The sequence below is a fragment of the Bradyrhizobium jicamae genome (assembly GCF_001440395.1).
GTDB lineage: Bacteria > Pseudomonadota > Alphaproteobacteria > Rhizobiales > Xanthobacteraceae > Bradyrhizobium > Bradyrhizobium jicamae.
Genome location: NZ_LLXZ01000093.1, coordinates 51,164 through 76,943, shown reverse-complemented (window position 1 = coordinate 76,943; position 25,780 = coordinate 51,164). Strand labels below are relative to the sequence as shown.

The window sequence follows — 25,780 nt, the reverse complement described above, 5'->3', positions numbered from 1 at the left end:
CTCGTTTGCGGTGTCAGTCGAAGTACGATCTGGTCGAGCTCATCGTTACGCCTGTCTCAGGCGGAGCAGCCTCGCGCGGCTGCCGTATTGCAAGCAGCGTATCAACATCAGGCGAGCGCACGATTGGCTCACCACGGACGAAGTGCTCGTGGTTCTCCGCGATGCTGTCATGGTCGTAGAGATAATTGACCATGATGCCGCAGGATTCCGTCATCGCGCGCGGCGCGGTGTCGCCGAGCCAGTTGATCCGCTCGAGCAGCGCGCCGTTGCCGAGATGAAAACGCGCCACGGGATCGATGCGGCTTCCGGGCAGGAACGGCCGCGTCAGATAGCGGGCGCAAAGCCGCATCAGGCCGGGCCGCAGCTTTTCGCTCTGCGCGGGATCCTGCCACCAGCCGTCGGCCGCGACGTCTCGCAACAGGTTTGTGTCGCGATCGCACGCGAGCTCCTGGCCAAGCCAGCGGCGGAAGCCCGGCACCGGCGACAGGGTGGAGAAGCGCCTCAGTTGCGGAAACTCCGCCTGTAACTCCTCGACCACCTGCTTGATCAGGAAATTGCCGAATGAGACGCCGCGCAGGCCGTCCTGGCAGTTGGAGATCGAATAGAAGATCGCGGTGTCGGCGCGCTCGGCCTGCGCCCGCCTGGCGTGCTCGTCGGTGTCGCGTGACAACAGCGGCTGCACCGCCGTGGCCAGCCCCTCGACCAGCGCGACCTCGACGAAGATCAACGGCTCATCGGGGAGCGCGGGATGAAAGAAGGCGAAGCAGCGGCGGTCGGGGGCAAGCCGGCGCCGCAGATCGTCCCAGCCCTTGATCTCGTGCACCGCCTCGTAGGCTATCAGCTTCTCCAGCACCGCGGCCGGCGACTGCCAGTCGATACGCCGCAATTCGAGAAAGCCGCGATTGAACCAGGAAGCCAACAGATGTTTGAGGTCGGCGTCGAGCAGCTTCAGTTCGGGTTCGCCGCGCAGCCGTGATCCGATTTCGCTGCGCATCTCGATCAGAGCGCCGGTGCCACCGGGCGCCATGTTCATTCGCCGCAGCAATTCCTGCCGCGGCGGATCGGCGGCCTGTGCGAGAGCAGCGGCGGCTTCCGCCGTGCTGTCGGCGAGATAGCGCTCCGCGGCCGCGCGCAGCGCAGCCTTGTCGGGTCGAAACTCCGTCGCGAGGTAGCGCTGAAAGCCGTGCCGATCGCCTGCGTCGAGCGCGTGCAGCACGTCGTGCAACTGGCGTGCGATCAGCGCGCCGGATGCTTCGCCGCGCTCGGAGAGCAGCGCCGCTGCAAGTTGCTTGGCACGGTCAAGCGGCGCCGGCTCGGCGGTGGAGGCGTCGGCTAAAGTTCGACTGGCTGGTCTCATCATTGCCTCCCTCTCAAGCCGCAGCAACGGTGGTTCGGCGGAATTTGGCCGGCGGCGCGTAGAGTTCGCCGGAGGCCGTCACGAGCTCGTCGATTGATTTGGCTGCGAGCCAGTCACGCGTCGCCGTCTTCTCGTCGATGCCGAGATCGGAGGGGAACATCACGATGCCGCGGCGGCGCAGATCGTCGGTTGCTTCAGGCGACTGCCGCCTGCCGAAATCGGTGTCGCCTGCGACGGCGCGCAAGGCGGCTTCGCGTTCCCCAGGTGACCGGCAACGCAGCAGGTTGGCCACGCCCCGTTCGGTGATGACATGGCTGACGTCGTCGCCACGGATCATCACCGGCGGCAGCGCGAAGCCCGCGGAAGCTGCGAGGTCGAACGCGTCCAGCCGCTCGACAAAGCTCGGTGCGCCGTTCGGCTGACGCGTCTGCACCATCTGCACCACGAGCTTGCGGCCGCGTAGGGCTTCTCCCGCTTCCTGGCCGGCGCGCAGCCAGGCGGGCGTGTCATGGCGACGGCCGCGGGCGTCCGCGCCCATGTTCGGCGCGCCGCCAAAACCCGTGATCCGGTCCTTGGTGGCTGTCGAGCTGTTGCCCGCTGCATCGATCTGCAGCGTGCCGCCAATGAAGAGGTCACAGGCATATTGGCCGGCGACCTGGGCCAGCGCCCGGTTCGAGCGAAGATTGCCGTCGGCGCCGACCGGAAACACGTCTGCGCGACTTGAGACGTAACGCTCCATGCCGAGCTCGGAGCCGAAGCAATAGACGTTGTCGACGAAGCCGGCCTCGATCGCGGGGATCAGGGTCGGATGCGGGTTGAGCACGAAATGCCGGGCGACCTTGCCCTTCAGTCCGCGCTGCGCGGCGAAGGTCGGCAGGATCAGTTCGATCGCGGCGGTGGCGTAGCCGATGCCGTGATTGAGACGCTGCACCTGGTAAGGCTCGTATACCGCTGATATCGCCATCATCGCCATCAGCACGTTCTCGTTTCTGATCTTGGCGGGATCGCGCGTGAACAGCGGATCGATCAGATAAGGCTTTGGGCTCGGCACCACGAAATCGACCCAGTCGGAGGGAATGTCGACGCGGGGCAGGCGATCGACGATCTCGTTGACCTGCGCCACCACAATGCCGCCGCGGAATGCCGCGGCTTCGGCGATGGTGGGCGTGTCCTCGGTGTTCGGACCGGTATAAAGGTTGCCATTGTGATCGGCCTTGTCGGCAACGACGAGTGCAACGCGCGGTGTCAGGTCCACCAGCATGCGGGCGTAGAGTTCGAGATAGGTGTGGATCGCGCCAATCCTGACCGCTTTCGCTGCGACGAGTTCGGCGAGCTTGCGGCTTTGTGGTCCGGCAAAGGCGAAGTCCAGGCGGTTTGCAACGCCGCGCTCGAACACGGCCAGATGTTCCGGCAGCGCGATGACCGATTGCACCATGTGCAGATCATGGACTCGCGCGGGATCGAGCTTCGCCAGCGCGGCTGCGAGAAAGTCCGCCTGCTTCTGGTTATCGCCTTCGATCGCTATGCGGTCGCCGGGCTCGATGATGGCTTCCAGCAATTGCGTCGTGCGGTCTGCCGGGCAGAGTTTTGTGCTTGCGCCGCAGACCGCGGCGGCTCGCGCCAGGCGCGCGATGCGATTGTTCGGGGACCGGTCCGTCATGATGAGGCTCCTTGGCTGCTGCCCGTTGCAACCAAAAGTAGGGAGCCGCCATTAATTACAAAAGCGATATTTTATAATATGATTGATCGATAAAATGGATCAATGTCATGCTGGATTTCGAGCTGCTTCGCGCCTTCGTTGCCGTGGCTGATTGTGGCGGCTTCCATCGTGCAGCTGAACAGCTCAACCTGACGCAATCGACGGTGAGCCAGCAGATCAAGCGCCTGGAGTCCGAGACCAAACGTCCGTTGTTTCGCCGCACCACCCGCAGCGTGGCGCTGACCGACGATGGCGAGATGCTGCTGGGCGATGCCCGCCGCCTGCTGCAGCTCGAGGAAGCGGCGCGTCATCGCCTCGCGGCGCCGCGCCTGTCCGGCTCGGTGCGCCTCGGTGTGGTCGAGGAGGTCGCCGGCGGCTCGCTGCCTTCGGCACTCGGCCGCTTTGCGGCGGCGCATCCGGGCGTGAAGCTCGAGGTGCAGATCGGCGTCAGCGCGCCCTTGATCGAACAGCTCAATGCGGGACGGCTCGACGTTGTGTTTGCCAAGCGTCCGCTCGGCACGTCGAAAGGTCGCCTGGTTTGGCGCGAAGCCCTGGTGTGGGCCGCAGCCGAAACATTCGATCTCGTTCCCGGCGGGCCGCTGCCGCTGGCGCTCTATCGCGAGCGGTCCGTGTCGCGTGAGGCGGCGCTCAGTGCGCTTCAGGACAGCGACCTCACCTGGGAGATCATGTACACCAGCCCGAGCCTGACCGGGCTGCGCGCGGCGGCGCTTGCGGGCCTCGCGATTACGCCGCTTCCCGCAAGCGCCGTCATCGCGGGCCTGCGTATTCTCGGGACTGCGGAGGGCCTGCCGCGGCTTCCGGACCTCGAGTTCGCGCTCTACGAAAAGACACGGCCCGACAAGGCCGCCGCGGCACTGGCTGCGGCGCTGCTGACGCTCGCACATGGGTCATCGCGTCCGACGATTTGAGATGAGGCATTCGCCGCTCGGCCCGATCGCGTGACACCAACGATCGTTACGCCCCGTCGCGCCCGCTATGCGCCGTGCCCGTCATCCCAGACCTGTCGTGACCTTTCCAGATGGCGCCGCATCACCGCGACGGCTCCGGCCTCGTCCTGCTGCGACAGGAAATCGAGCAACTCAAAATGCTCTGCTGCCGACTGCGCGATGTAGTCGCGGCCCGAGGCGTTCTTGAAACCGCGAAGCCGGACGCGATCGCGCAGCGTCTCCACCAGTTCGGTGAGCGGCTTGTTGCCGAGCGTTTCGATCAGCCCGTCTGGCAAGCTACCTCGCGACCAATCCCGGATTCTTCGAGCCGGCGTGAGCGGCGCGATTAAAGGCGAGGGGCGGCTGCAACTTCCAATTTCCACCCGGTGGTGGCGCACCAATATGTAGAACGACTGGGAACCATCCTTTCACGAAGGACTTGGTGCGGCGGAGGTCCGACATGGCCATCGACTTCAACCACACCATTCTTTCGGCCCGTGACAGCAAGGCCTCGGCTGGGTTCCTCGCGGAGATGTTGGGGCTGCCGGCGCCGCGGCGCTGGGGGCCGTTCTACATGGTCACGACCAACAACGACGCCAATCTCGATTACATGAACACCGAAAGCGAGATTGCTCGCCAGCACTATGCCTTCCTGGTCGGCGACGCCGAATTCGACGCGATACTCAATCGCATTCGCGAGCGGAACCTGCCTTACTGGGCTGATCCTGGCCAGCGAAAGCCGGGGGAGGTCAACGACCACGATGATGGACGCGGTCTTTATTTCGAGGACCTGAACGGTCACCTGCTCGAAATCATCACGCGTCCGTATGGCAGTGGCGGCTGGAACCCGTAGGACGCCGCTATCCAACCGGCTCGAACGTGTCGAAGTCTGTGACCACGGCGCGCCAGCCGAACTCGGCAATCGCAGAGTATGCCGGGTTCGTTTCGAAATCCGCCACGTCTATCAGACATCGAAAATGAAATCAGATTTGTGGAGCGCATAGGCACGAACGCCAACCAGTTCGATGCTGTCATCGCCGACCGACACGAGGGCATTGCCATGCGCGGACGAGATGCGGACATCATGCCAGTCGAGGTTTCCGGCATGCTTGAACTCGAGCTTGTCGATGCCGGGCTGGAAGTCGGTGATGACAGCCTTGGTCGGGCCCTTGTCGAAGACGAAATGGTCGGCGCGCCGCTCAATCCCGTGAGCGTTTGTTTTCCGGTGCCGGCAAACAGGAAATCTCCCTGCGGGCCGCCGATCAGCGTGTCCTTGCCGTCCGAGCCGATGACGAGCTGCCGCGCCTCGGGATCCTCCGACTCGACGCCGCCTTTCAGCCCGGTGTGCCGTGTGTAGGAGATGAAGACATCGTCCTGAATATGTTGGGTATCGGTGTTGCGGAGAATGATGTCGGCGAGCGTCGTCTGCTTGATCTGCTGCAATGTCTTGGCGTCGAAGCCCTGATTTTCGAACCATAACCGGTCGCCATCGCGCAAGGCCTCGAACTGCATGGCGATGACGGTCTGGAAAGTCTCGCCGATGAGCGCACCGGGGGCGTGATTCTCGGCCAGGCCTCCGGTCCAAAGGTCGATCAGATCGACATTGTTTGAGAACGCTATCTTCAAAGCCGCCCGCGTTCCCGGATCGCTGGTGATCTGGTCGATATCCGTATACCGGGCGAGGCCGAGCGATTCACGGACGTCGTTGAGCGATCCGATACCGAAATCGCGTTCACGCTGGATGTTGATCGCTGCGAGATCCATGCTCACGGGCGGATCGAACAGGAAATTGCGCAGATCCTCGACGATGCGAACATCCATCGCCTGCGACGGGTCGCCCGCCAGATGGCGCAACTGTCCGTCGGCGCCGCCGGATGCGACAAAATCCGACGGCGGTGCGAAGAAGATGTCCCTGAGTTCGCGCTCCGATCCTGCGACGACCTCGCCGCTCTCCGTCAGACTCTCTGTTTCCGCTGAAACGATCGAATGCCCGAAGCGGAAGGCGATGTTGAACTCGAACGAGAGGCGCGGGTCGACGCTGGAATTGTAGCCGTGGTAGGCCCCGATCGCGTCGTCGCCGATCAGGTTCGGCAGAAATTCCTTGTAGGTGATGTTGGCGATCTCCGCCGTGACGATGGCGCGCGCGTAGTTATAGAGCTGGTCGCCGCTCCAGTTCGGATGCGCCTTGTGCAGCTTGTCGACCTGATAGTTGTGCTCGCGCACGAACAGCGCGTGCAGCGAGGTCAGCGCAAAGTTCTCCGCGGCGCGCGGATCGCCGGCGGCGAACGTGCCGTTGACGATCGGCAGATTGCCGCCCTCCGAGGTCTTCATGTGCCCGTCGGGCAGGCGCAGGCTCGCGGCCGTCGCCGCATTCGAGCCCTAGACCATGGAGGCGTCGAGCCAGCCGCTGCTGAAATTGAGGGGAATGGCCGGATTGTTCGGACCCGTTCCGCTCGACGGATCGATGATCGCGCGGGTCATGGGCATGATCGCGCCGTCGCCGAACACCGGGTCGCCGTCCGGCACCAGGATGCTGATGTCGTTGACGCCGTCGCTGCGTGTCAGCGTCAGATCGTGATCGATGAATTGCCCCCAGGCGTACATGAATGCCGACACGCCTTGCTCGTTCGGGACGTTCGCGTCGCCCTCGCCAACGACGACATTGCTGATGGTGCGCGGATTGGGGCCGTCGAGCGGATCGGAAACACCGTCCGCAAAATGCGCGGGACCAATTCGGTCGACCGCCGTGCCGGCAGCATTGAGGCCGGGGCTCGAGAGATTATTTCCCGAGCCGTCAAAGCTGCGGAACTGGATCGTGACCGGCGTCGGTGGTTGCGGGCACCAGTTCGGAACCGGATGGTGGCCGTGCATCAACCAGGGCAATCCGCCTGAGTGGCTCCCAGACCAGTGGAAGCCAAACGGGAATGGCCCGTCGAACCCGTTGTCAAATTCGAAATGACCATGCTGCGAGCCAAATTTGCTCGGCCAAGCCGCCCGCAATGCGTGCATAAAACCTCCCCATTTTTTGCAAATGCGAATTATTTGCATCATTAATGCAAATGCGAACTAATTGCAATAAGACCAATCCAAAGGAGCGCCGGGGGATACTGAAGGAGCCAGCGATTGTCCGGTGATGCGGCGCCATGCTGAATGGCGAGCACGGGATTCATATTCCTGGGATCGGAAGGCGGCCTCCGGGACCAGGGGTTGGTGTTTTCGCTCCCAACAATCCCTGCAAATTGTCGCCTGCGTTCATGCCGTCCAGCACTGTCCCTCATCGTCGCGCAGCAGACCTGCGAACGCTTCTCTCGCTGAAATTCACGGGCGGTGTGGTGAGATCGGAGCTGATCGGTGAGGCAGGGAATGATGTGGATCGCAGCAGTGCCTTGCGCTGGTCATGCGGGTCGTACGTAACTGAATCCGCTTTGCAATCCGGCTGAGCTTACATAATAAAGGCGCCTGAAATTTGCCGGGTCGCTCGCGTTCGGCGGCCCGCAATAAGACAGGGAGAAAGTCTCGTGGCATATTCGAATACCCAGCTCTTCATCAACGGCAAGTGGCGTCCGGGCCAGTCGGGCAAGACCATCGCCGTGCTCAACCCAGCAACAGAAGAGCAAATCGGCACCGTGGCCCATGCCGACCGGGCCGATCTCGACGAGGCGCTGGAAGCGGCCGCCAAGGGTTTCAAGGCCTGGCGGGCGGTGGCGCCGTTCGACCGTTGCCGGATCATGCGCAAGGCGGCCGCGATCATGCGCGAGCGCAACGAGGAAATCGCGCCGCTGTTGACGATGGAGCAGGGCAAGACGCTGGCGGAAGCGAAGATCGAAGCGATGCTGTCGGCCGACATCATCGAGTGGTTCGCCGAGGAAGCCAAGCGTGCCTATGGAAGAGTGATCCCGGCCCGCGGCCCGGGCGTCTACCAGATCGCGGTCAAGGAGCCGGTCGGTCCGGTCGCGGCCTTTACACCCTGGAATTTCCCGATCAACCAGGTCGTTCGCAAGCTCTCCGCAGGCCTCGCTGCCGGCTGCTCGATCATCGTGAAGGCGCCCGAGGAAACGCCGGCGGCTCCGGCGCAGCTGATCAAGGCGTTCGCCGACGCGGGCGTGCCCGATGGCGTCATCAATCTGGTCTATGGCGTGCCGTCGGAGATTTCAGAATATCTGATTCCGCATCCGGTGATCCGCAAGATCTCCTTCACCGGATCGACGGTCGTGGGCAAGCAGCTCTCCGCACTGGCGGGCCTGCATATGAAGCGCGCCACCATGGAGCTCGGCGGCCACGCGCCGGCGATCGTGTTCAAGGACGCGGACGTCTCGTCGGCTGCGAAGATTCTCGCGGCGGCGAAGTATCGCAACGCCGGCCAGGTCTGCATCTCGCCGACCCGCATGCTGGTGCAGGACGATGTGTTCCGTGAATTCGTCGACAAGTTCGTCGAAGGCGCCAAGTCGATGAAGGTCGGCAATGGCCTCGATCCGGATTCGAAGATGGGCTCGCTCGCCAATCCGCGCCGCGTCACCGCCATCGAAGGCATGGTGCAGGATGCCGTCGGCAAGGGTGCCAAGCTCGAGACCGGCGGTCACCGCGTCGGCAACAAGGGCTACTTCTTCGAGCCGACGGTGGTCAGCGACGTGCCGAAGGACGCGCGCGCCATGAACGAGGAGCCGTTCGGGCCGTTGGCGCTGATCTCCCGCTTCTCGACCTTCGACGAGGTGGCCGAGGAAGCCAACCGCCTGCCGTTTGGTCTCGCGTCCTACGCCTTCACCAACTCGACCAAGACGGCGACCGCGATCGGCGCTGCCATCGAAGCCGGCATGGTCTCGATCAACAGCTTTGGCCTCGCGCTGCCCGAAGTGCCGTTCGGCGGCGTCAAGGATTCCGGCTACGGCTCGGAAGGCGGCACCGAGGCGATGGAAGGCTATTTCAACACCAAGTTCATCACCCAGACCGGCGTGTGAACCGAAGCGCGACGCGGGCGTCGTTTGCTTCGCTCACGTGATATGGCCCGACATTCCCCCAGGGAATGTCGGGCTAATTTTTTACGATCCATGCGAGAAGCAGGATGACGAGCACGACCAGTCCTGCGGACAGGCCCTTCCAGAACACGAGCGGATCGCGCTCGTAGAGTGAGCGCCGCGACGTGACGGCGGGTTTCGCCCACATCGCGCCGTTTTCGAGCTCGTGCGAGAATTCGATGACGTCGCCATAGCGTTGCGCCGGATCGACGTTGAGCGCCTTGCCGATCACCGCGTCGAGCCAGGCCGGCAGGTCCGGGCGATAGCGCGAGAGGTAGGCGGGCTTGCCGAAGCGGGGCCGCGAGAACGGCTCGATCTCGCCATACGGGTAGGCGGCGGTGAACATCCGGTACACGGTGACGCCGAGCGCATACAGATCGGAAAACTCGTCGCCAGGCCGCCCACCGAACAGCTCGGGTGCCATGTAGCTCGCTGTCCCCGGAATATCCTCGGCCGGAAAATCCTCCAGCAGCGGCACTCGTGCAACGCCGAGGTCGACCAGCCGCAATCCGCCAGCCTTCAGCAGGATCACATTGTCGGGCTTGATATCGCGATGGATGATGCCGGCCCGGTGCAGGGTCGCAACCGCGCGCGCCAATTTGGTCGCTATCCCGATGCCTTCAGCCAGTGAAAGCTGCGGCGAGCGGTTTAGCCGCTGTTCCAGCGTCTCGCCTTCGTAAAGCGGCATCACCGAATAGAGGCGGGTTTGCCGCTCGGCGGGCAGTTCGATGATCTCGCCGATCCACAGGCTGCGCACGCGCGCCGCAACCCACGCCTCGCGGACGAAAGCGAGGCGATAGGAGCCCTCGCTGGCGACGCGCGGATGCGGAAACTTCAGCACGAGTTCGCGGCCCTGCCGCTTGTCGATCGCCTTGAACAGCCGGCTGTAGCGTCCGTCAGACAATATTTCGCCGAGCGTGAAATCGTCGACGACGTCCCCGGTTTCGGGCAGATCCAGAATCGGCAGCGTCGCGATCGAATGGGTGAGCTCGTCGCGGTCGGCGGGCGGCAGGTCGACGACGTCGAGCACCAGCGCGGTCATGTTGTCGGTAGAGCCGGCATCCAGCGCCGCGTCGACGAGGGCGCGCGCGGATTCTTCCGGCGAGGTGCGCTCGCTCAACAGCACCTGCAGGCGGTGATCGGCCAGCACGCCATGAACGCCGTCGCTGCAAATCAAGAGCCGGTCGTGCTGGCGCAGTCCGACGGTGGCATAGTCGAAGCGAGCAAAATCCTCGAAGCCGATGGCCCGATTGAGAAGGTGCGCGAGGTCGCCGCGGCCGGCGATGTGGTCGGTGGTCAGCCGCTCCAGGCGTCCTTCGCTCAGGCGATAGGCGCGGGTGTCGCCGATATGAATGACATGGCAAAGCCGTCGCGACAGGATGATCGACGAGAAGGCGCAACTCATGCCGCTGAGCTGGGGATCGGTGCGGCCCTGCGTGTAGATCCAGCTATTGGCGGCTTCCAGCGAACGCGACGCCCGGCGGCGCACGCCGAGCGTCTCGGGGAGGGAGTAATAGGCGTCGATGAAACAACGAATCGCGAGCTCGGCGGCTTCGCGTCCGCCTTTGTGTCCGCCGACGCCGTCGGCAACGGCGGCGACGATGTCGCGATTGCTTACGCCTGATTGCCCGAGACAGGTCCCGACGTAATCCTCATTGGCGGAACGCTTGCCGGTCTCACTGACGAAGCCGACGCGAACCCCGAGATTTCGTTGCGAACCGATCGTCACCCGCGCGGCCTATCGAGTTGGCAGCGCGTGGTCAGACCCGCGCTCCCGATGCGGCGCCCCATGTGGTGCGCCAGCGGACCTTGACCATGGCAAGTCCCAGGAAGCCGAGCAACGCCAGCAGGCCGAAAAACAGGAAGCCTGCACCGAATCCGCCGGTCATTCCCTTGGCGACGCCGAGCGCCTTGGCAAGGAAGAAGCCGCCAATGCCGCCGGCGCAGCCGACCAGGCCGGTCATCAGGCCGATCTCGTGACGGAAGCGAAGCGGAATGAGCTGGAACACCGCGCCATTTCCCATGCCGAGCGCAAGGACGCCGATGGAGAACAGCAGCACCGAGATCCAGGCAATCCGCGGCATCTGCATGAAGGCCCAGCCGGTCGACGTCGGTGCAGCCGGTCCCTCCGGCATGAAGGCGATGACGAGATACGCGGCGACGACGACGCCAAACAGGATCGACAGCGACCGAATGCCGCCGATGCGATCGGCGATCAGTCCGCCGACGGGACGGAAACCTGAGCCGAAAGCGACGATCAAGCCCACCAGCAGGCCCGCCGCGACACCGGACACGTGATACTGCACGGTGAAGTACAGCGGCAGCGCGTTGGCCAGCCCGACGAAACCGCCGAAGGTGATGAAGTAGAAGAACATGAACCAGCGGCTATCAGGGTCGCGCAGCAAGGCGCCGTAGGCCTTCAGCGAAATCGGCTTGCGCTCGCCGGGCGCATCCTTGGCGGCGAAGACGTAGTAGGCGAGGATCAACACCATTGGGACGAGGAGCACGCCGAACACGGCCTGCCAGCCCCAATGTTCGGCGATCGACGGCGCGAACAGCGTGTCGAGCACGACGCCCATATTGCCGGCGCCGGCGATTCCCATCACCACGCCCTGATATTGCGGCGGATACCAGCGGCTTGCCTGCGGCAGCGCCACTGCGAAGGATGCACCGCCGATGCCGAGCGCGAGACCGAAGATCTCGATCGCGAGCTTGCTGTTGAGGCCGAATTGCCAAACCCAGGCCGTCGCAAGGATGACGACGATCTGCGCGATGATTCCGGTTCGCTTGGCGCCGATGAGATCGGCGAGCAGACCCATCGGAACCCGCAGCAGCGCGCCGGCCAGCACCGGGATGGCGACGAGGGTAAATTTCTCGTCGACGGCAAGGTTCATATCATGCGCGATGTAGACGATCAATGGACCGAGCGCGACCCAAGCCATGAAGCTTATGTCGAAATAGAGGAAGGCGGCGAGCAGCGTGGGCCAATGGCCGGCCTTCTTGAATTCAGCAAACTTCATCGAGCAGCCTCGAACATTGGCGCGCGACACCGCGCAAGCGCGGTGATCTCGGCACAAGGGACGGAATTTTTTGGAAGCGAGTCGTCTCGTCGTTGAGGCGCACTCTCGGCCTGACGTCAGCAATTCGTGTGCCAGAAAAACCAGCGCGCCAGTTTGCGTGTATTTGCAGCGCCTTGCCGGGCGCGAAAAATCGCTGCGAATGCGGTCGGTGCTCCGTTCGTTGGCAAAACCAGCCGCTCGAACGTGCAGTGTGGTGCTTTCTTATGCTGTGCGAAATATTAACGGAAAAGCGCTGCTGAAAACCCGCTTGTCCGCATCGTGCCGTTCTTAGGAGCCGATTGCCGCCGGCACATGGGGAAGGCTTCGTGCGGTGCACAATGGATAGCCCAGGCGGGGGATTTTTTGGGCATTTATGCGGGCGCAAGTGCGCTCAATTACCGATTTATCGGCTGCAACCCTGCATTGGGCCCGAAAAGTTACGGGTCCGGCGTTGGCACGTCTCTTGAATATGAGAGATCTCGATCGTCATAGTCGATGGTCTGCTGCCCGCCGATGGGCGATCCCAATCAATCAATACTTCTTGCCAATCGACGATGCAGAGCTGCGTCGCCGAGCGGGGCCATCGGAACCTGGATCAGAAGGCAGAGCATGCTCAATAAAGTGAACAAGCCAAAGTTGGTGGTGATCGGCAACGGCATGGCCGGCATCCGCACGGTGGAATTGCTGCTGGACCGCGCGCCCGATCTCTATGACATCACCGTGTTCGGCTCCGAACCATACGGCAACTATAACCGTATTCTGCTGTCGCCCGTGCTTGCCGGCGAGAAGACCGTCGACGACATCATGCTCAACACGGAGCAGTGGTACGACGATAACGGCATCACGCTGCGCAAGGGCGAAATGATCGAGATGATCGATCGGCGTACCTGCGAAGTCGTGACGAGGGAAGGCGCGCGGGTACCTTACGACCGCCTGCTGATCGCCACGGGCTCGAACCCGATCATGCTGCCGCTTCCCGGCAAGGATCTGCCTGGTGTGATCGGCTTCCGCGATATCCAGGACGTCGAGCACATGGTCCAGGCGTCGACGAGCTACAAGCATGCCGTGGTCATCGGCGGCGGTCTGCTCGGCCTCGAGGCCGCCAACGGCCTGATGAAGCGCGGTATGAACGTCACCGTCGTGCATCTGCTCGACACGCTGATGGAGCGTCAGCTCGATCAGGTCGCCGGCGGATTGCTGCGCAAGTCTCTGGAAGAGCGCGGCATGGTGTTCAAGATGCCGGCGCAGACGCAGGCGATCCTTGGTGAGGATCGCGTGACCGGTGTGCGCTTTGCCGACGGCGAGGAACTCCCGGCCGATCTGGTCGTGATGGCGGTCGGCATCCGCCCGAATTTCGAGCTGGCGCGCAAGGCGGGCCTGCATTGCGAGCGCGGCATCGTCGTTTCCGACACCATGCAGACCTATGACGGACGAATCTACGCCGTCGGCGAATGCGTGCAGCACCGCCGCCAGACCTACGGCCTCGTCGCTCCCTTGTTCGATCAGGCCAAGGTTTGCGCCAACCACCTCGCCATGAAGGGGTTCGCCACCTATGACGGGTCGGTGGTTTCGACCAAGCTGAAGGTGACCGGGATCGACCTGTTCTCCGCCGGCGACTTCGCGCCGGGCGCGGACAAGGAAGAGATCGTGATGCAGGACGCCTCCCGCGGCGTCTACAAGCGCATCATCCTGCGCGACAAGAAGATCGTCGGCGCCGTGCTCTACGGCGATACGATCGACGGCCCGTGGTACTTCCAGCACCTGCGTGACGGCACCGACGTTTCGCACATGCGCGAGCGGCTGGTGTTCGGCGCCGCCAATCTCGGCGACGGCGGCCATAGCGGCAACAACTCGGTCGCCGCCATGAGCGACGAGACGGAAATCTGCGGATGCAACGGCGTCTGCAAGGGCACCATCGTCAAGGCGATTAGCGAAAAGAAGCTGTTTACGATCGACGACGTGCGGGCCCACACCAAGGCCTCGTCGTCCTGCGGCTCGTGCACCGGCCTCGTCGAGCAGGTTCTGGCTTTCACGCTCGGCGGCGACTATTCGGCGGCGCCGAAGGTCAAGCCGATGTGCGCCTGCACCGATCACAGCCATGACGACGCGCGCCGCGTCATCGTCGAGAATGGATTGAAGACCATTCCCGATGTCATGAAGTTCATGGACTGGAAGACGCCGAACGGATGTCACTCCTGCCGTCCGGCTTTGAACTATTACCTGCTTGCGACTTGGCCCGGCGAGTACCGCGACGATCAGCAGTCGCGCTACATCAACGAGCGCGTTCACGCCAATATCCAGAAGGACGGAACCTATTCGGTCGTGCCGCGGATGTGGGGCGGAGTCACCACGCCGGACGAATTGCGCGCGATCGCCGACGTTGCCGACAAGTTCAACATTCCGACCGTCAAGGTGACCGGCGGACAGCGCATCGATCTTCTCGGCGTCAAGAAGGAGGATCTGCCCGCGGTCTGGGCCGACCTCAATGCCGCCGGAATGGTGTCAGGCCACGCTTACGCCAAGGGATTGCGCACGGTGAAGACCTGCGTCGGGTCGGAATGGTGCCGGTTCGGCACGCAGGATTCGACCGGCCTTGGCGTCAAGCTCGAAAAGTTCATGTGGGGCTCGTGGACGCCGGCCAAGGTGAAGCTTGCGGTATCAGGTTGTCCGCGCAACTGCGCGGAGGCGACCTGCAAGGATGTCGGCGTCATCTGCGTCGATTCCGGCTACGAGATTCATTTCGCCGGCGCCGCCGGTCTTCACATCAAGGGGACCGAGTTCCTGACCAAGGTCGCGACCGAGGAGGAGACGCTCGAAATCATCGCCGCGTTGACCCAGCTCTATCGCGAGCAGGGCTGGTATCTGGAGCGCATGTACAAATGGTGCGACCGGATCGGGCTTGACGCGATCCGCAAGCAGGTGGTCGACGACGTCGCCAACCGCAAGGCGCTGTTCAGCCGGTTCGCCCATTCGCAGCAGTTCTCGCAGAGCGATCCCTGGGCGGCGCGCGCGCAGCGCGGCGTCGATCGTAACGAATTCACCCCGCTGGCGGAGCTGGAACTGGCATGACCAAATGGATCGAAATCGGGACGCTGAACGATATTCCCGTTCTCGGCTCGCGCGTCGTGCGGACGGCCTCCGGCGACATCGCGGTGTTCCGGACCAGCGACGACGAGGTGTTCGCGCTCGACGACCGCTGCCCGCACAAGGGCGGGCCGTTGTCGCAAGGCATCGTTCACAACAAGCGCGTTACCTGTCCGCTGCACAATTTCGTCATCGAACTGAAGAGCGGCACGGCGGTCGCGCCTGACGAGGGATGCACGCGCGCGCATCCGACCAAGGTGGAGAATGGCGTCGTCTGGCTTAGCGTCCAGACGGCGGTGGCTGTGCCTGCCGAGTGAGGGTGATCGCCCGTGCCGGTGAAGACAACCTGTCCGTATTGCGGGGTCGGCTGCGGCGTTGTCGCTGACAGGGATGCCGCGGGCGCTGTGACCGTCCGCGGCGACCCGCTTCATCCCGCCAATTTCGGGCGGCTATGCGGGAAAGGCTCGGCGCTCGCCGAGACCATCGGCCTCGACGGACGGCTGCTCTCACCTGTTATCAACGGGCAGGAGACGGACTGGGACACGGCGCTCGATCGCGTCGCAGACGGATTTGGCAAGATCATCCGCGAGCATGGACCGGATGCGGTGGCCTTCTACGTCTCCGGCCAGATCCTCACCGAGGACTATTACGTCGTCAACAAGCTCGCCAAGGGCTTCATCGGCACCGCCAATATCGACACCAATTCGCGGCTATGCATGGCGTCGAGCGTGGTGGGCCACAAGCGTGCGTTCGGCAGCGACACCGTGCCAGGCTGCTACGAGGATCTCGAGACCGCAGATCTCCTGGTACTCGTCGGCTCCAATGCCGCCTGGTGCCATCCGATCCTCTACCAGCGCATGGAGGCCGCCAAGGCCGCTAACCCCGCGTGCCGCATCGTCGTCATCGACCCGCGGCGGACCGCAACATGCGACGGTGCCGATCTGCATCTGCCGCTGCGCTCTGGCAGCGATTCGGTGCTGTTCAACGGATTGCTCGCGCATCTGGCATCGCGCGGTGCCATCGACAGCGCGTTCGTGGAGGGATTCACCACCGGCGCCGAAGCCGCGCTGCGGCAGGTTGCGGGACAGACGGTCGCGCAGACCGCCGACATCTGCGGCCTCTCCGAGGGCGCGGTGGCGCTGTTCTTCGACTGGTTCGCCAGGACCGAACGCGTCGTCACGCTCTATTCGCAGGGCATCAACCAGTCGAGCAGTGGCGTCGACAAAGTCAATGCGATCATCAATTGCCATTTGTTGACCGGCCGCATCGGGCGCCCCGGCATGGGCCCGTTCTCGCTGACCGGACAGCCAAACGCCATGGGCGGCCGCGAGGTCGGCGGGCTGGCCAATCAGTTGGCCGCCCATATGGAGATCGAGAACGCGAAACATCGCGACATCGTCCAGCGGTTCTGGCAATCGCCTGTGATCGCGGAAAAGCAGGGCCTCAAGGCCATCGACATGTTCGATGCGATCGGCGATGGGCGCATCAAGGCGGTCTGGATCATGTCGACCAATCCGCTGGTCAGTCTGCCGGATGCCGATCGCGCGCGCCGCGCGCTCGATGCCTGCGAACTCGTCGTTGTTTCCGATTGCATGCGCCATACCGAGACCACGCGACATGCTCATGTGTTGCTGCCCGCGCTGACCTGGGGCGAAAAGGACGGCACCGTCACCAACTCCGAACGCCGCATCTCCCGGCAGCGGCCGTTCCTGCCGGCACCGGGCGCCGCACGGGCGGATTGGCGGACCATCTGCGCCGTCGCGCAGCGCATGGGCTTTTCGGGATTCGACTATGCGAGCGTCGCCGAAATCTTCCGCGAGCACGCGGGGCTTTCCAGCTTCGAGAATGACGGGACACGCGATTTCGATCTGTCCGCATTGAAGACGCTCGACGATCGCGCCTACGATGCGCTGACCCCGATCCAGTGGCCAGTGACGCGGGAATATCCGACCGGTACGCCGCGGATGTTCGAGACGGGCGAATTCTTCACCGCCGACCGCAAGGCGCGCTTCGTGCCGGTGACGCCGCGGCCTGCCGTCAACGCCACCAGCCGCGACTATCCGCTGGTGCTCAATACCGGGCGGGTCCGCGATCAATGGCACACCATGACGCGAACCGCGAAATCGCCGCGGCTGCTGGCGCATATTTTCGAGCCCTATGCCGAATTCCATCCCGACGATGCACGCGCGGCCGGCGTCGAGAATGGCGGGCTCGCGCGGCTGACCAGTCCGTGGGGCGAGATGGTGGCACGCATCGTCGTCACCGCCGAGCAGCGGCGCGGCTGCGTGTTCGTGCCGATGCACTGGAATGGCGAGTATGCTGGCGAAGGCCGGGTCAACGCGCTGGTCAATCCCGCAACCGACCCGATCTCCGGGCAGCCTGAATCCAAGCACACGCCGGTGAAGGCGGCGGCTTACTTGCCGAAATGGCACGCCTTCATCCTCAGCCGCCGCGAGATCGAGCGTCCGGCCTCGGGCTACTGGGTCGGCGGTCTCTCAGGGACGTGCTGGCGGATGGAGTTGGCCTTCGACGAGCGGCCGGAAAGCTGGCGCGACTGGGCGCGGGCGCAGCTCCGTGTCGGACACGACATCGAATGGATCGCCTATCGCGATCCCAAGGCCGGACGCTTCCGCTACGCCGCCGTTCGCGACGGCCGGCTCGAAGGTTGTGTGTTCATTGCACCCGATCACAGACTGGTCTCGCGGTCATGGCTGACCGGTCTGTTCGCGGAACAGGCATTGTCGGCGAATGCGCGGATGTCGCTGCTGACGGGACAGCCGCTGGATGCCGGTCAGGATGTCGGACCGATCGTCTGCTCGTGCTTCGGCGTCGGCCAGCATCAGATCTCGGCTGAAATCCAGAAGGGGGCGGCCAGCGTCGACGACGTCGGCCGGCGCTTGAAGGCCGGCACCAATTGCGGCGCCTGCAAGCCGGAGATCGGAAAATTATTGCGCGGCGCGGCCGTGCGCGACCCGCATCCCGCATGAAGCCGGCTCCGCGCGCCGCTAGTTCTTGATCGCGTAAAGCGGCGTTCGCAGCGTCAGCTGATAGGAAGGCTTCGGCGTCCATGCGATCTGCGCGGTGATGCCGAACAGGCGATTGTCGTCGTCGTCCAAGCGATCGAGGTCGAGCCGCAGAATCGGCTGCGTGAATGCGGGAAACGGCGTCAGGTTCAAAAGCTGTGCGCCGCCAAAGGACTGCACGCCGACGCGGCCGGTGAATATCCAGTTGTTGTCCCACTGATAGTAGCCGCCGACATAGCCCATGATATCGGGACTGACGCGGGCGAGCGGGGTATCGACCAGAACCCTGGTGTATTGCGCGCCGGCGAGCAGCCCGCGCGTTTCGTCCGCATCCAGCGCATAGTTCGCCTCGAGGATGGTGTTGTAGGCCGTCGTGGCCAATGGCGTCGTCGAAGTCGACCGCGTCGCATTGGATTGAATGGTAATGGTCGGAAACATGCCGCCATTCTGCTGATAGAGATCGGCCTGGAAGCCCATGGTAAAACTGTAGATCGTGAAATTGGTCCAGGGATCGGCGCCCGCCTGTGAGGTGACCCCGCTCACGCCGCCATAGACCGAGAGCCACTCGTTGACATCGACCGTCAACGGCAGATCGACCGAGAGGCTTTGGCTCGACGGGAAGGTCGCGGTGCGAAGCGAGGAAAGGTTCGCCAGCGTCGACAGCAATGGCGGCGCGCTGAATCCGATCGAGAGCGTGCCGGCAGGCAGCGTCGAATAGATGGTTCTCATATCGAGATAGACGTTCGGCAGGGTCGGCTTGGCGGCCGTATCCTCCTCATCGTCGCCTTCGTCCTCTGCAAATGCCGCGCCGAAGAAACATAGCGAGGCCAAGACGCCCAACGCGATGCTTCTCGCGGACCAGGGTCGTGCAAGCTCCAGACGGAGATCCGTAGCGGATTTGGCAGGATTCGTGTTCAAGCGGCGATGCCCATGACCGAAAAAGCTGATCATCTGCCGGTCCGTAATTCAAGCAGGCCCCACGACGCAGGCTGCAATCTCGTTGCCAGTGTGACACGTTTGCGCCGCGACCCGTCATGGTCTCACCGGACGCCTCATCGCTCGGGGGAGGGCTCGCTTGATTTGCCAATGATCGAAAACATCACCGCCGCCACGATGCCGGACAGCAGGGATGCCGCGAGGACACCGAGCCGGACCTGCTTCAGGACAGTCGCATCGTCGAAGGCGAGCGTTCCGATGAAGAGGCTCATCGTGAATCCGATACCGGTCAGAATGGCCATTGCATAGAGCTTTGCCGTCGTCGTCCCTTCCGGCATGGCAGCCAGGCCGAGCCGGATCGCAAGCAGCGAAGCACCGAACACCCCGATCTGCTTGCCGATGAAAAGCCCCGCGATGATTCCGAGCGGTATCGGAGCAGCCAGATGCGAAAGGGTCACGCCGTGAAGCGACACGCCAGCATTGGCGAAAGCGAAGATCGGAACGATGGCGAAAATGACCCACGGCCTGAGCGCGTGTTCGGTATCTTCGAGCAGGCTACGCCCGTCGCGCCTGGTCAGCGGCATCGCGAGCCCGACGGCGACGCCGGCCAGCGTCGCATGCACACCGGATTCGAGCACGCAGACCCAGGTGAACAAGCCGACGATGAGATAGAACGATGGCCGGCGCACATCCAGGAGGTTCAGGATTGCGAGCGCGGCAACGCCAAGCCCACCGAGCGCCAGCGCCAGAACCGAGAGATTGGCGGTATAAAAGATCGCGATGACGACGATGGCCATCAGGTCGTCGATGATTGCGAGCGCCAACAGAAACGCCCTCAGCGACGCCGGCACCTTGCGTCCCAGCATGGCGCAGACGCCCAGCGCAAAGGCGATGTCGGTGGCCGCCGGTATGGCCCATCCGCGCAACGCCTGTGCGTCGCCCCAGTTGATCGCGGCAAAGATCGCGGCCGGGGTGACAAAGCCGCCGAACGCGGCGATCACGGGTAATGCCGCCTGCTTTGCGCTCGACAGCGCGCCCTCGATCACCTCGCGCTTGATTTCGAGCCCGACCATCAGAAAGAACACGGCCATCAAGCCGTCATTGACCCAGTGATCGATGGTCTTGCTCAGTCCGATCGATCCGATCCGGACCTCACCGGTCGTCCGCAGCAGCGCCTCATAGTCCGGTCCGAACGGCGAGTTTGCAACGACGAGCGCCGCGATGGCGGCCAGCGCGAGGACGGCGCCGCCATAGAGACCCGTATTGTCGGGACCCTCGAATGCCGGAACCTTGACTGTCATTGGCTGGTCTTGCCGCTGGCTTCTATCGCGACCGACAGCGCGAGCTTGGTTTCCTGCACGATGTCCTCGACCAGTTCTTCCCGGCTGACATGGGCAAGCTGGCCGGTGAGCAATCCCTGTTCGGCAAGCATGACTACGCCGTGCAGCGAAGCCCAGATCTTCAGCGCGCTGCGCTCGCGCAACAGACCCACGGCGGGCGCCTCCAGCGCTTCCACCAGCAGTTCGAACGTCTCGATGGCCGCGCTGTGCAACTCGCTGCCCTTCGGCGCGCAGGCCATGGTTCGCGAGGCGAACATCAGGCGATAGATGCCGTTGCGGCGCAGCCCGAAATCGAGCGTGAGCTGGGCAAAGCGCGACAGCTTCGACTGCTTCGACGGCTTTTCGATCGCCGCGCGCATCATGGCCGAGAACTGCCGGAATGCTTCGGCCGTGACGGCCGTCAGGAGCGTCTCACGATCGGCAAAATGCTTGTAGGGCGCCGGCTGCGAGACCCCGAGCTTCTTGGCAAGTGCGCTGATGCTGATCGCTTCGGGACCGCCGAGTTCGACCTCATGCAATGCGGCCTGAACCAGGGCATCACGGAGATCCCCATGGTGATAGGTATTGAGCGCTTTTCGTGCGGGTCGCGGCGGCATTCAGTTCCATGATCTATAACTTTTGCCTTGACAGCACAACGGCAACACGAATGTAATACGATATAACTTCGCGGTGCGCCGGCGAGCTAGCGTCGACGTGCCGCAAGAAGGCAGCGCGAGACAAAACGCGCCACATAAAGGGGAACGCTGCGATGGCCGGAAAGCTGAAAATCCGCGTCGACCAGGACAAATGTCAGGGACACGCGCGTTGCAAATCACTTGCGCCCGAACTGTTCGATCTCGACGAATTCGGCAACGCGCACGAAGTCGGCGACGGCTCGGTGCCTGAGCACCTGGAAGACAAGGCCTGGCTCGCCCAGAGCAACTGTCCGGAAATTGCCATCGACGTGACCGAAGAATAATCCGGCCGCGAGATCTTTCATCCACCACGATCTGAACGAACCAAACAGAGGAATTGCTCCGATGTCCGATTCCGCCAGCATCATGCCCGAACATCCGCCGGTCACCGACTGGGTCAACGATTTCGATCACACCGATCCGACCTGGACGGAAAACCCGTTTCCGATCTGGGAACAACTGCGCGCGGCTTCCCCCGTCGTTCACACCGAGCGGTTCCTCGGCTGCTACATGCCGACCACCTACCAGGCGGTGAAGGAAATCGCCTACGATACCGAGCACTTCTCCTCGCGTCGCGTCATCGTGCGTGACATTCGCCCGGAGATCACCGCGCGGGCGCCGCCGATCACTTCCGACCCGCCCGAGCACAAGCCGGCCAAGCAGTTGCTGCTGCCGCCGTTCACGCCGGACGCGATGAAGAAGCTGGAGCCGCGGGTGCGCGCGATCTGCAACGAACTGATCGACGAGTTCATTGCCGACGGCAAATGCGACGCCGCCGCGCGCTACACCAAGCACGTTCCGGTGCGGGCGATCGCGCATATGCTCGGGATTCCGGAGAAGGACGGCGATCACTTCATCAAGTGGATTCACGGCATCCTCGAACTCGGCATCAAGGACGACAACGCGCTGATGGAGGCGGTGAGGGAGATGACCGGCTATTTCGCCGCCCATCTCGAGCAGCGCAAGCAGAACCCGACCGACGACCTGATCTCGACGCTGATGAAGGCGAGGGACAAGGATGGCAATCCGCTGGCGGACGAGCACGTGCTGGGTTCGCTGCGGCTGCTGTTGATTGCGGGCATCGACACCACCTGGAGCGCGATCGGCTCATCGCTGTGGCATCTGGCGAAGACGCCTGATGATCGCGAGCGTCTCGTCAAGGAGCCGGAGCTGATGCCGCTTGCGGTCGAGGAGCTGCTGCGGGCCTATTCACCGGTGACGATGGCGCGCGAGGTGATGAAGGAGACGACCGTCAGCGGTTGCCCGGTCAAGTCCGGCAACATGGTGCTGCTGTCGTTCCCGGCCGCCAACCGCGATCCCGCGATGTTCACCGATGCCGACAAGGTGGTGATCGACCGCAAGGAAAATCGCCACGCCGCGTTCGGTCTCGGCATTCACCGCTGCGTCGGCTCCAACCTCGCCCGCATGGAAATGACGGTCGCGATCGAGGAATGGCTGAAGCGAATTCCGGACTTCCGGCTCGATCCGGCCGGCAAGGTCACATGGTCGGAAGGCACTGTGCGCGGCCCGCGCCAGTTGCCAATGTTGTTCGGCAAGGCGAGCTGATACGCATCAACAGATGCCGGAGGAGGGTCGATTGTCTCGACCCTCCTTTTGCGTTGGTGCCGCTACTTGACCTCGATCTTGGCGTCGCTTGCGACCTGCTTCCAGGCTTCGATGTCGCGCGCGTTGATGTCGCGCTGCTGATCTCCGGCGATGAAGTCCACGGAGATGCCGAGCGCGAGCAGTTTCTCGGCGATGTCGGCCTCGGCCAGCGACTCCTTCAGTGACGCGGAGATCTTCTGCGCGACCGGAGCGGGAACACCCGCCGGCGCGTACATTACCCAAGACAGGCTTCGTTCGAAATCGACGCCTTGCTCCTTGTAGCTCGCAACGTCCGGCAGGCTCGGCGACCGTCCGCCGCATACTGCAAGCGCCTTCAACTTGCCGTCCTTCACCAGCGGCGTGCCGGTCGCCATGTCGACCAGCCCGACCGAGATATGCCCGCCCATCAGGTCGTTGGCGAGCTTGGCGGCGCCGCTGAACGGCACGTGCTGCAGGCGGACGCCGGCCTTCTGGGAGAGGATTTCACCGCAGAAGTGCCCGGTCGAACCGACGCCCCAGCTTCCGTACTGGATCGGTTCGCCCTTTTTCGACAGCTCGGTCAGCCCGCGCAGATCGCTGGCGGGAAAATCCTTCGTGGCAATAAGCAGGATCGATGACGTTCCGATCCGGCCGATGGTGGTGAAATCCTTGATCGGATTATAGGGCAGGTTGGGGTAGACCGCCGGTGCCAGCACGTGGGTGGTCATGCCACCGATCGTAATGGTGTAACCGTCGGGCGGAGAGGTCGCCGCCTGCTGCGCACCGATGGTGCCGGCGGCGCCGGTGCGGTTTTCGACGTAGATGGTCTGGCCGAGGCGCTTGCCCATCCGGTCGGCGAGCAGCCGTCCGAGCACGTCGCCGCCACCACCGGCCCCGAACGGCAGCAGCATCTTGATCTTCTTGGAGGGGTAATCGGCCGTGTCATCTGCGTGGGCCGAACAGGCCACTGACGCGAGCGCAAGCAGCGACAACATCATCGCGCGTAACTTCATTTACTCACTCCCTGGGTTTTGTTTTTTTGGTCGTTCGTCGCCGACGTTTTTCGCCGGGCGTAGAGATCGTCGCGCCGTCAGGGCGCGCGAGGCGTGGCACCGGAGTGCCGCAGGATGAACCGTGTCGGCAGGTAAACCGGCCGAATCTTCTTGGCCTCGTCACCGCCCCTGATACGGTCGAGCAGGATGTTGGCGGCAACCCGACCCATCTGGTCGAGATCCCAGGTCAACGCAGAAATTCCCGGCGTCGCATGCCGGGCGAGATCGGTGTCGCCGATGCACACCAGCGACACGTCGTCGGGATAGCGGAGACCGCTGCTGGCGAGTGCGTCCATCACGCCTGCCAGCATGTGCGTGCCGAGCGTAATGATCGCGGTCGGACGGTTGGGGCTCCGCAGCAACTGGCAGACGTCGCTGAACGCAATGCTGGAGCCCTGCGTCTGCGGTCGGATCAAATCAGGATCGACCGCGAGCTTCGCTTCCGCATGGGCCTGGCGATAGCCGGCGAGGCGCTCCGAACTCGGCAGCAGCGCCGCGCGCCCGGTGAGCAGCGCGATGCGGCGATGGCCGAGGCCGATCAGATAGCGCGTGATTTCGAGGCCGCCGCCGCGATGGTCCGCACGTACCGAGGGGACGCCTGATACCTCGCGGTCGATCGCCACGCAGGGCAGGTCCAGGTTTGCAAGCGCGCCGGTGAAGTCGGTGTGGGCATTGTCGCCGGCGAACAGCAACAATCCGTCCATCCGCCGACGGCGCACCGCCGAGACGAACGCGGTCTCGCGGTCTTCCTCGTGGCGGGTCGCGGCAAGCATCAGCACGTAGCCGGCGCGCTGCAACTCTTCCTCCGCGCCGTTGATCATCTCGCTGTAGAGCGGGTTGGAGAGGTCGGCGACCATGCAGCCGATCGTCTTGCTCTCGCGCGAGCGCAGCGCCTGCGCCGCCGAATGCGGCTCGAAGCGCAGCCGATTTACCGCGCGCATGATCCGGGCGTGCAGTTCCGGGCTGGTATGCGGCTCCCCATTCATGACCCGGCTGACGCTGCTGACGGATACGCCGGCCTGGGCTGCGACGTCACGAATGGTGGCACGTGCAGGCCGTGTTCGCCGGCCCTTCGCCACCGGTCCCTCTTGAACCCTGTTCATCGCGACATCTCGATCGTTCGAAGATTTGAGGCGCAAGCCCGCGCAACGCCGAAACCTAACGTATTCTGAGAACGATATACAAGATATTACTGCTTCAAACATGTGAGTTGCGCGAAGCTAGTGGATAAGGTATGGAAACGTTTCCAAGAACGGGGCAGCGAAATGACCGTCACGCCCCGCGCGGCAACAACTCGGCCGAACGGCCTGAAAGCGGGAAACGGACCCAGCCATGACGCGGCGTGTCGAAGGGAAGGTCGTTCTGGTGACCGGCGCGGCCAATGGCATCGGGCGAGCCGCCGCGCTGGTGCTCGCCCGCGAGGGTGCGAAGATCGCCGCGACGGATTTGCAGGACGAGAAAGGTGAGGGCCTGCTGCGCGAATTGCGCGCCGGCGGCTGCGAGTGCGCGTATTACCACCACGACGTGACGCGCGAGGAAGACTGGCAGTCGGTCGTGGCCGGGATCAAGGCGCGGTTCGGCAGGCTCGATGTCCTCGTCAACAATGCCGGGATCGGCCTCTCGGGCCCCGTCGTCGACATGGCGTTCGCCGACTGGAAACGGCAGGTGGCCGTCAATCTCGACGGCGTCTTTCTCGGCGTGAAGCATTCGCTGCCGCTGATGCGGTTGAGTGGCGGCGGTAGCATCATCAACGTTTCCTCGATTGCCGGAATCAAGGCGTCGCCGAACGTCTCGGGCTATTGCGCGACCAAGGGCGGTGTGCGGCTGTTCACGAAATCGGTCGCACTCGAATGCGCCGCCGCGAAGGACGGTGTGCGCGTTAACTCGCTGCATCCCGGCATCACCGAAACCGCGATCTGGGACACGCTGATCGGCACCGTCGAGGACGGCTCGAACGGCGGACGGGAGCGCGGCCCGACGCTGGACAAGTTCACCGAGCGCGCCGTTCCGCTC

General features: G+C 63.6%; 19 protein-coding genes and 1 pseudogene. 9 read left to right on the top strand and 11 right to left on the bottom strand.

Going from position 1 to position 25,780, the window contains the following annotated elements; all coding sequences use genetic code 11:
• Positions 1–13: 13 nt before the first annotated feature.
• Positions 14–1,357: a malonyl-CoA decarboxylase gene (locus tag CQ12_RS14690; RefSeq protein WP_198164148.1), complete on the bottom strand. Its 1,344-nt coding sequence runs from the start codon at positions 1,355–1,357 to the stop codon at positions 14–16.
• Between the two features lie 13 nt (positions 1,358–1,370).
• On the bottom strand, positions 1,371–3,017 hold the full coding sequence (gene mdcA, locus CQ12_RS14685; protein ID WP_057836011.1) for a malonate decarboxylase subunit alpha: 1,647 nt from the start codon (positions 3,015–3,017) through the stop codon (positions 1,371–1,373).
• A gap of 107 nt (positions 3,018–3,124) precedes the next feature.
• On the opposite strand from mdcA, the gene CQ12_RS14680 reads away from it, so the two are divergent.
• Positions 3,125–3,985 (top strand): LysR substrate-binding domain-containing protein, encoded by an 861-nt coding sequence (locus tag CQ12_RS14680; protein ID WP_057836010.1) that lies wholly within the window; start codon positions 3,125–3,127, stop codon positions 3,983–3,985.
• 65 nt (positions 3,986–4,050) lie between these two features.
• Here the strand turns inward: CQ12_RS14680 and CQ12_RS14675 are convergent, their stop codons facing one another.
• Positions 4,051–4,299 (bottom strand): FCD domain-containing protein, encoded by a 249-nt coding sequence (locus CQ12_RS14675; RefSeq protein ID WP_057836009.1) that lies wholly within the window; start codon positions 4,297–4,299, stop codon positions 4,051–4,053.
• A 164-nt stretch (positions 4,300–4,463) separates the two neighbouring features.
• On the opposite strand from CQ12_RS14675, the gene CQ12_RS14670 reads away from it, so the two are divergent.
• Positions 4,464–4,856: a VOC family protein gene (locus CQ12_RS14670; protein WP_057836008.1), complete on the top strand. Its 393-nt coding sequence runs from the start codon at positions 4,464–4,466 to the stop codon at positions 4,854–4,856.
• Here the strand turns inward: CQ12_RS14670 and CQ12_RS14665 are convergent.
• Positions 4,802–6,874, bottom strand: a pseudogene (locus tag CQ12_RS14665) (peroxidase family protein). The gene CQ12_RS14670 and the pseudogene CQ12_RS14665 sit on opposite strands and share 55 nt — an antisense overlap.
• 647 nt (positions 6,875–7,521) lie before the next feature.
• On the opposite strand from CQ12_RS14665, the gene CQ12_RS14655 reads away from it, so the two are divergent.
• Positions 7,522–8,958, top strand: coding sequence for an NAD-dependent succinate-semialdehyde dehydrogenase (locus CQ12_RS14655; RefSeq protein WP_057836005.1), 1,437 nt, complete (start codon positions 7,522–7,524; stop codon positions 8,956–8,958).
• Between the two features lie 73 nt (positions 8,959–9,031).
• Here CQ12_RS14655 and CQ12_RS14650 read toward each other — a convergent pair whose 3' ends face one another.
• Entirely contained in the window at positions 9,032–10,744 is a 1,713-nt protein-coding gene (locus CQ12_RS14650; protein WP_057836004.1) for a bifunctional protein-serine/threonine kinase/phosphatase, read from the bottom strand.
• Between the two features lie 31 nt (positions 10,745–10,775).
• Positions 10,776–12,035, bottom strand: coding sequence for an MFS transporter (locus CQ12_RS14645; protein ID WP_057836003.1), 1,260 nt, complete (start codon positions 12,033–12,035; stop codon positions 10,776–10,778).
• Between the two features lie 648 nt (positions 12,036–12,683).
• Between CQ12_RS14645 and nirB the strand changes: the two genes are divergently transcribed.
• From nirB to CQ12_RS14630, 3 genes are read left to right on the top strand one after another with little or no spacing between them, the layout of a single operon-like run.
• The gene (gene nirB / locus CQ12_RS14640; RefSeq protein ID WP_057836002.1) at positions 12,684–15,143 is read left to right on the top strand and encodes a nitrite reductase large subunit NirB; all 2,460 of its coding nucleotides are present in this window, start codon (positions 12,684–12,686) and stop codon (positions 15,141–15,143) included.
• A complete protein-coding gene (gene nirD, locus CQ12_RS14635) occupies positions 15,140–15,475 on the top strand; it encodes a nitrite reductase small subunit NirD (protein ID WP_057836001.1) in 336 nt (111 codons plus the stop codon). Before nirB ends, nirD begins: the two co-directional genes overlap by 4 nt.
• 12 nt (positions 15,476–15,487) lie before the next feature.
• Positions 15,488–18,145 carry a nitrate reductase gene (locus CQ12_RS14630; protein WP_057836000.1) on the top strand — a complete coding sequence of 886 codons (2,658 nt, stop codon included), beginning with the start codon at positions 15,488–15,490 and terminating at the stop codon, positions 18,143–18,145.
• A gap of 18 nt (positions 18,146–18,163) precedes the next feature.
• On the opposite strand, the gene CQ12_RS14625 is transcribed toward CQ12_RS14630, so the two are convergent.
• From CQ12_RS14625 to CQ12_RS14615, 3 genes are all read right to left on the bottom strand, one after another.
• Complete coding sequence (locus CQ12_RS14625) at positions 18,164–19,021, bottom strand: hypothetical protein (protein ID WP_245309923.1); 858 nt, start codon at positions 19,019–19,021, stop codon at positions 18,164–18,166.
• 212 nt (positions 19,022–19,233) lie between these two features.
• On the bottom strand, positions 19,234–20,418 hold the full coding sequence (nhaA, locus tag CQ12_RS14620) for a Na+/H+ antiporter NhaA (RefSeq protein WP_057835999.1): 1,185 nt from the start codon (positions 20,416–20,418) through the stop codon (positions 19,234–19,236).
• Entirely contained in the window at positions 20,415–21,053 is a 639-nt protein-coding gene (locus CQ12_RS14615; RefSeq protein ID WP_057835998.1) for a TetR/AcrR family transcriptional regulator, read from the bottom strand. The genes nhaA and CQ12_RS14615 overlap by 4 nt, the downstream gene beginning before the upstream one ends.
• 152 nt (positions 21,054–21,205) lie before the next feature.
• Here CQ12_RS14615 and CQ12_RS14610 point away from each other — a divergent pair, with 152 nt between their 5' ends.
• Both CQ12_RS14610 and CQ12_RS14605 read left to right on the top strand, forming a co-directional pair.
• Positions 21,206–21,415 (top strand): ferredoxin, encoded by a 210-nt coding sequence (locus CQ12_RS14610; protein WP_057835997.1) that lies wholly within the window; start codon positions 21,206–21,208, stop codon positions 21,413–21,415.
• A 61-nt stretch (positions 21,416–21,476) separates the two neighbouring features.
• The gene (locus CQ12_RS14605) at positions 21,477–22,697 is read left to right on the top strand and encodes a cytochrome P450 (protein ID WP_057835996.1); all 1,221 of its coding nucleotides are present in this window, start codon (positions 21,477–21,479) and stop codon (positions 22,695–22,697) included.
• 62 nt (positions 22,698–22,759) lie between these two features.
• Here CQ12_RS14605 and CQ12_RS14600 read toward each other — a convergent pair whose 3' ends face one another.
• Positions 22,760–23,728: a Bug family tripartite tricarboxylate transporter substrate binding protein gene (locus tag CQ12_RS14600; RefSeq protein ID WP_057835995.1), complete on the bottom strand. Its 969-nt coding sequence runs from the start codon at positions 23,726–23,728 to the stop codon at positions 22,760–22,762.
• Between the two features lie 77 nt (positions 23,729–23,805).
• Complete coding sequence (locus CQ12_RS14595) at positions 23,806–24,870, bottom strand: LacI family DNA-binding transcriptional regulator (protein WP_063799738.1); 1,065 nt, start codon at positions 24,868–24,870, stop codon at positions 23,806–23,808.
• Between the two features lie 229 nt (positions 24,871–25,099).
• Between CQ12_RS14595 and CQ12_RS14590 the strand changes: the two genes are divergently transcribed.
• Positions 25,100–25,780, top strand: a 681-nt coding sequence (locus CQ12_RS14590) for an SDR family NAD(P)-dependent oxidoreductase (RefSeq protein WP_057835993.1), incomplete at its 3' end; no start/stop codon positions are given.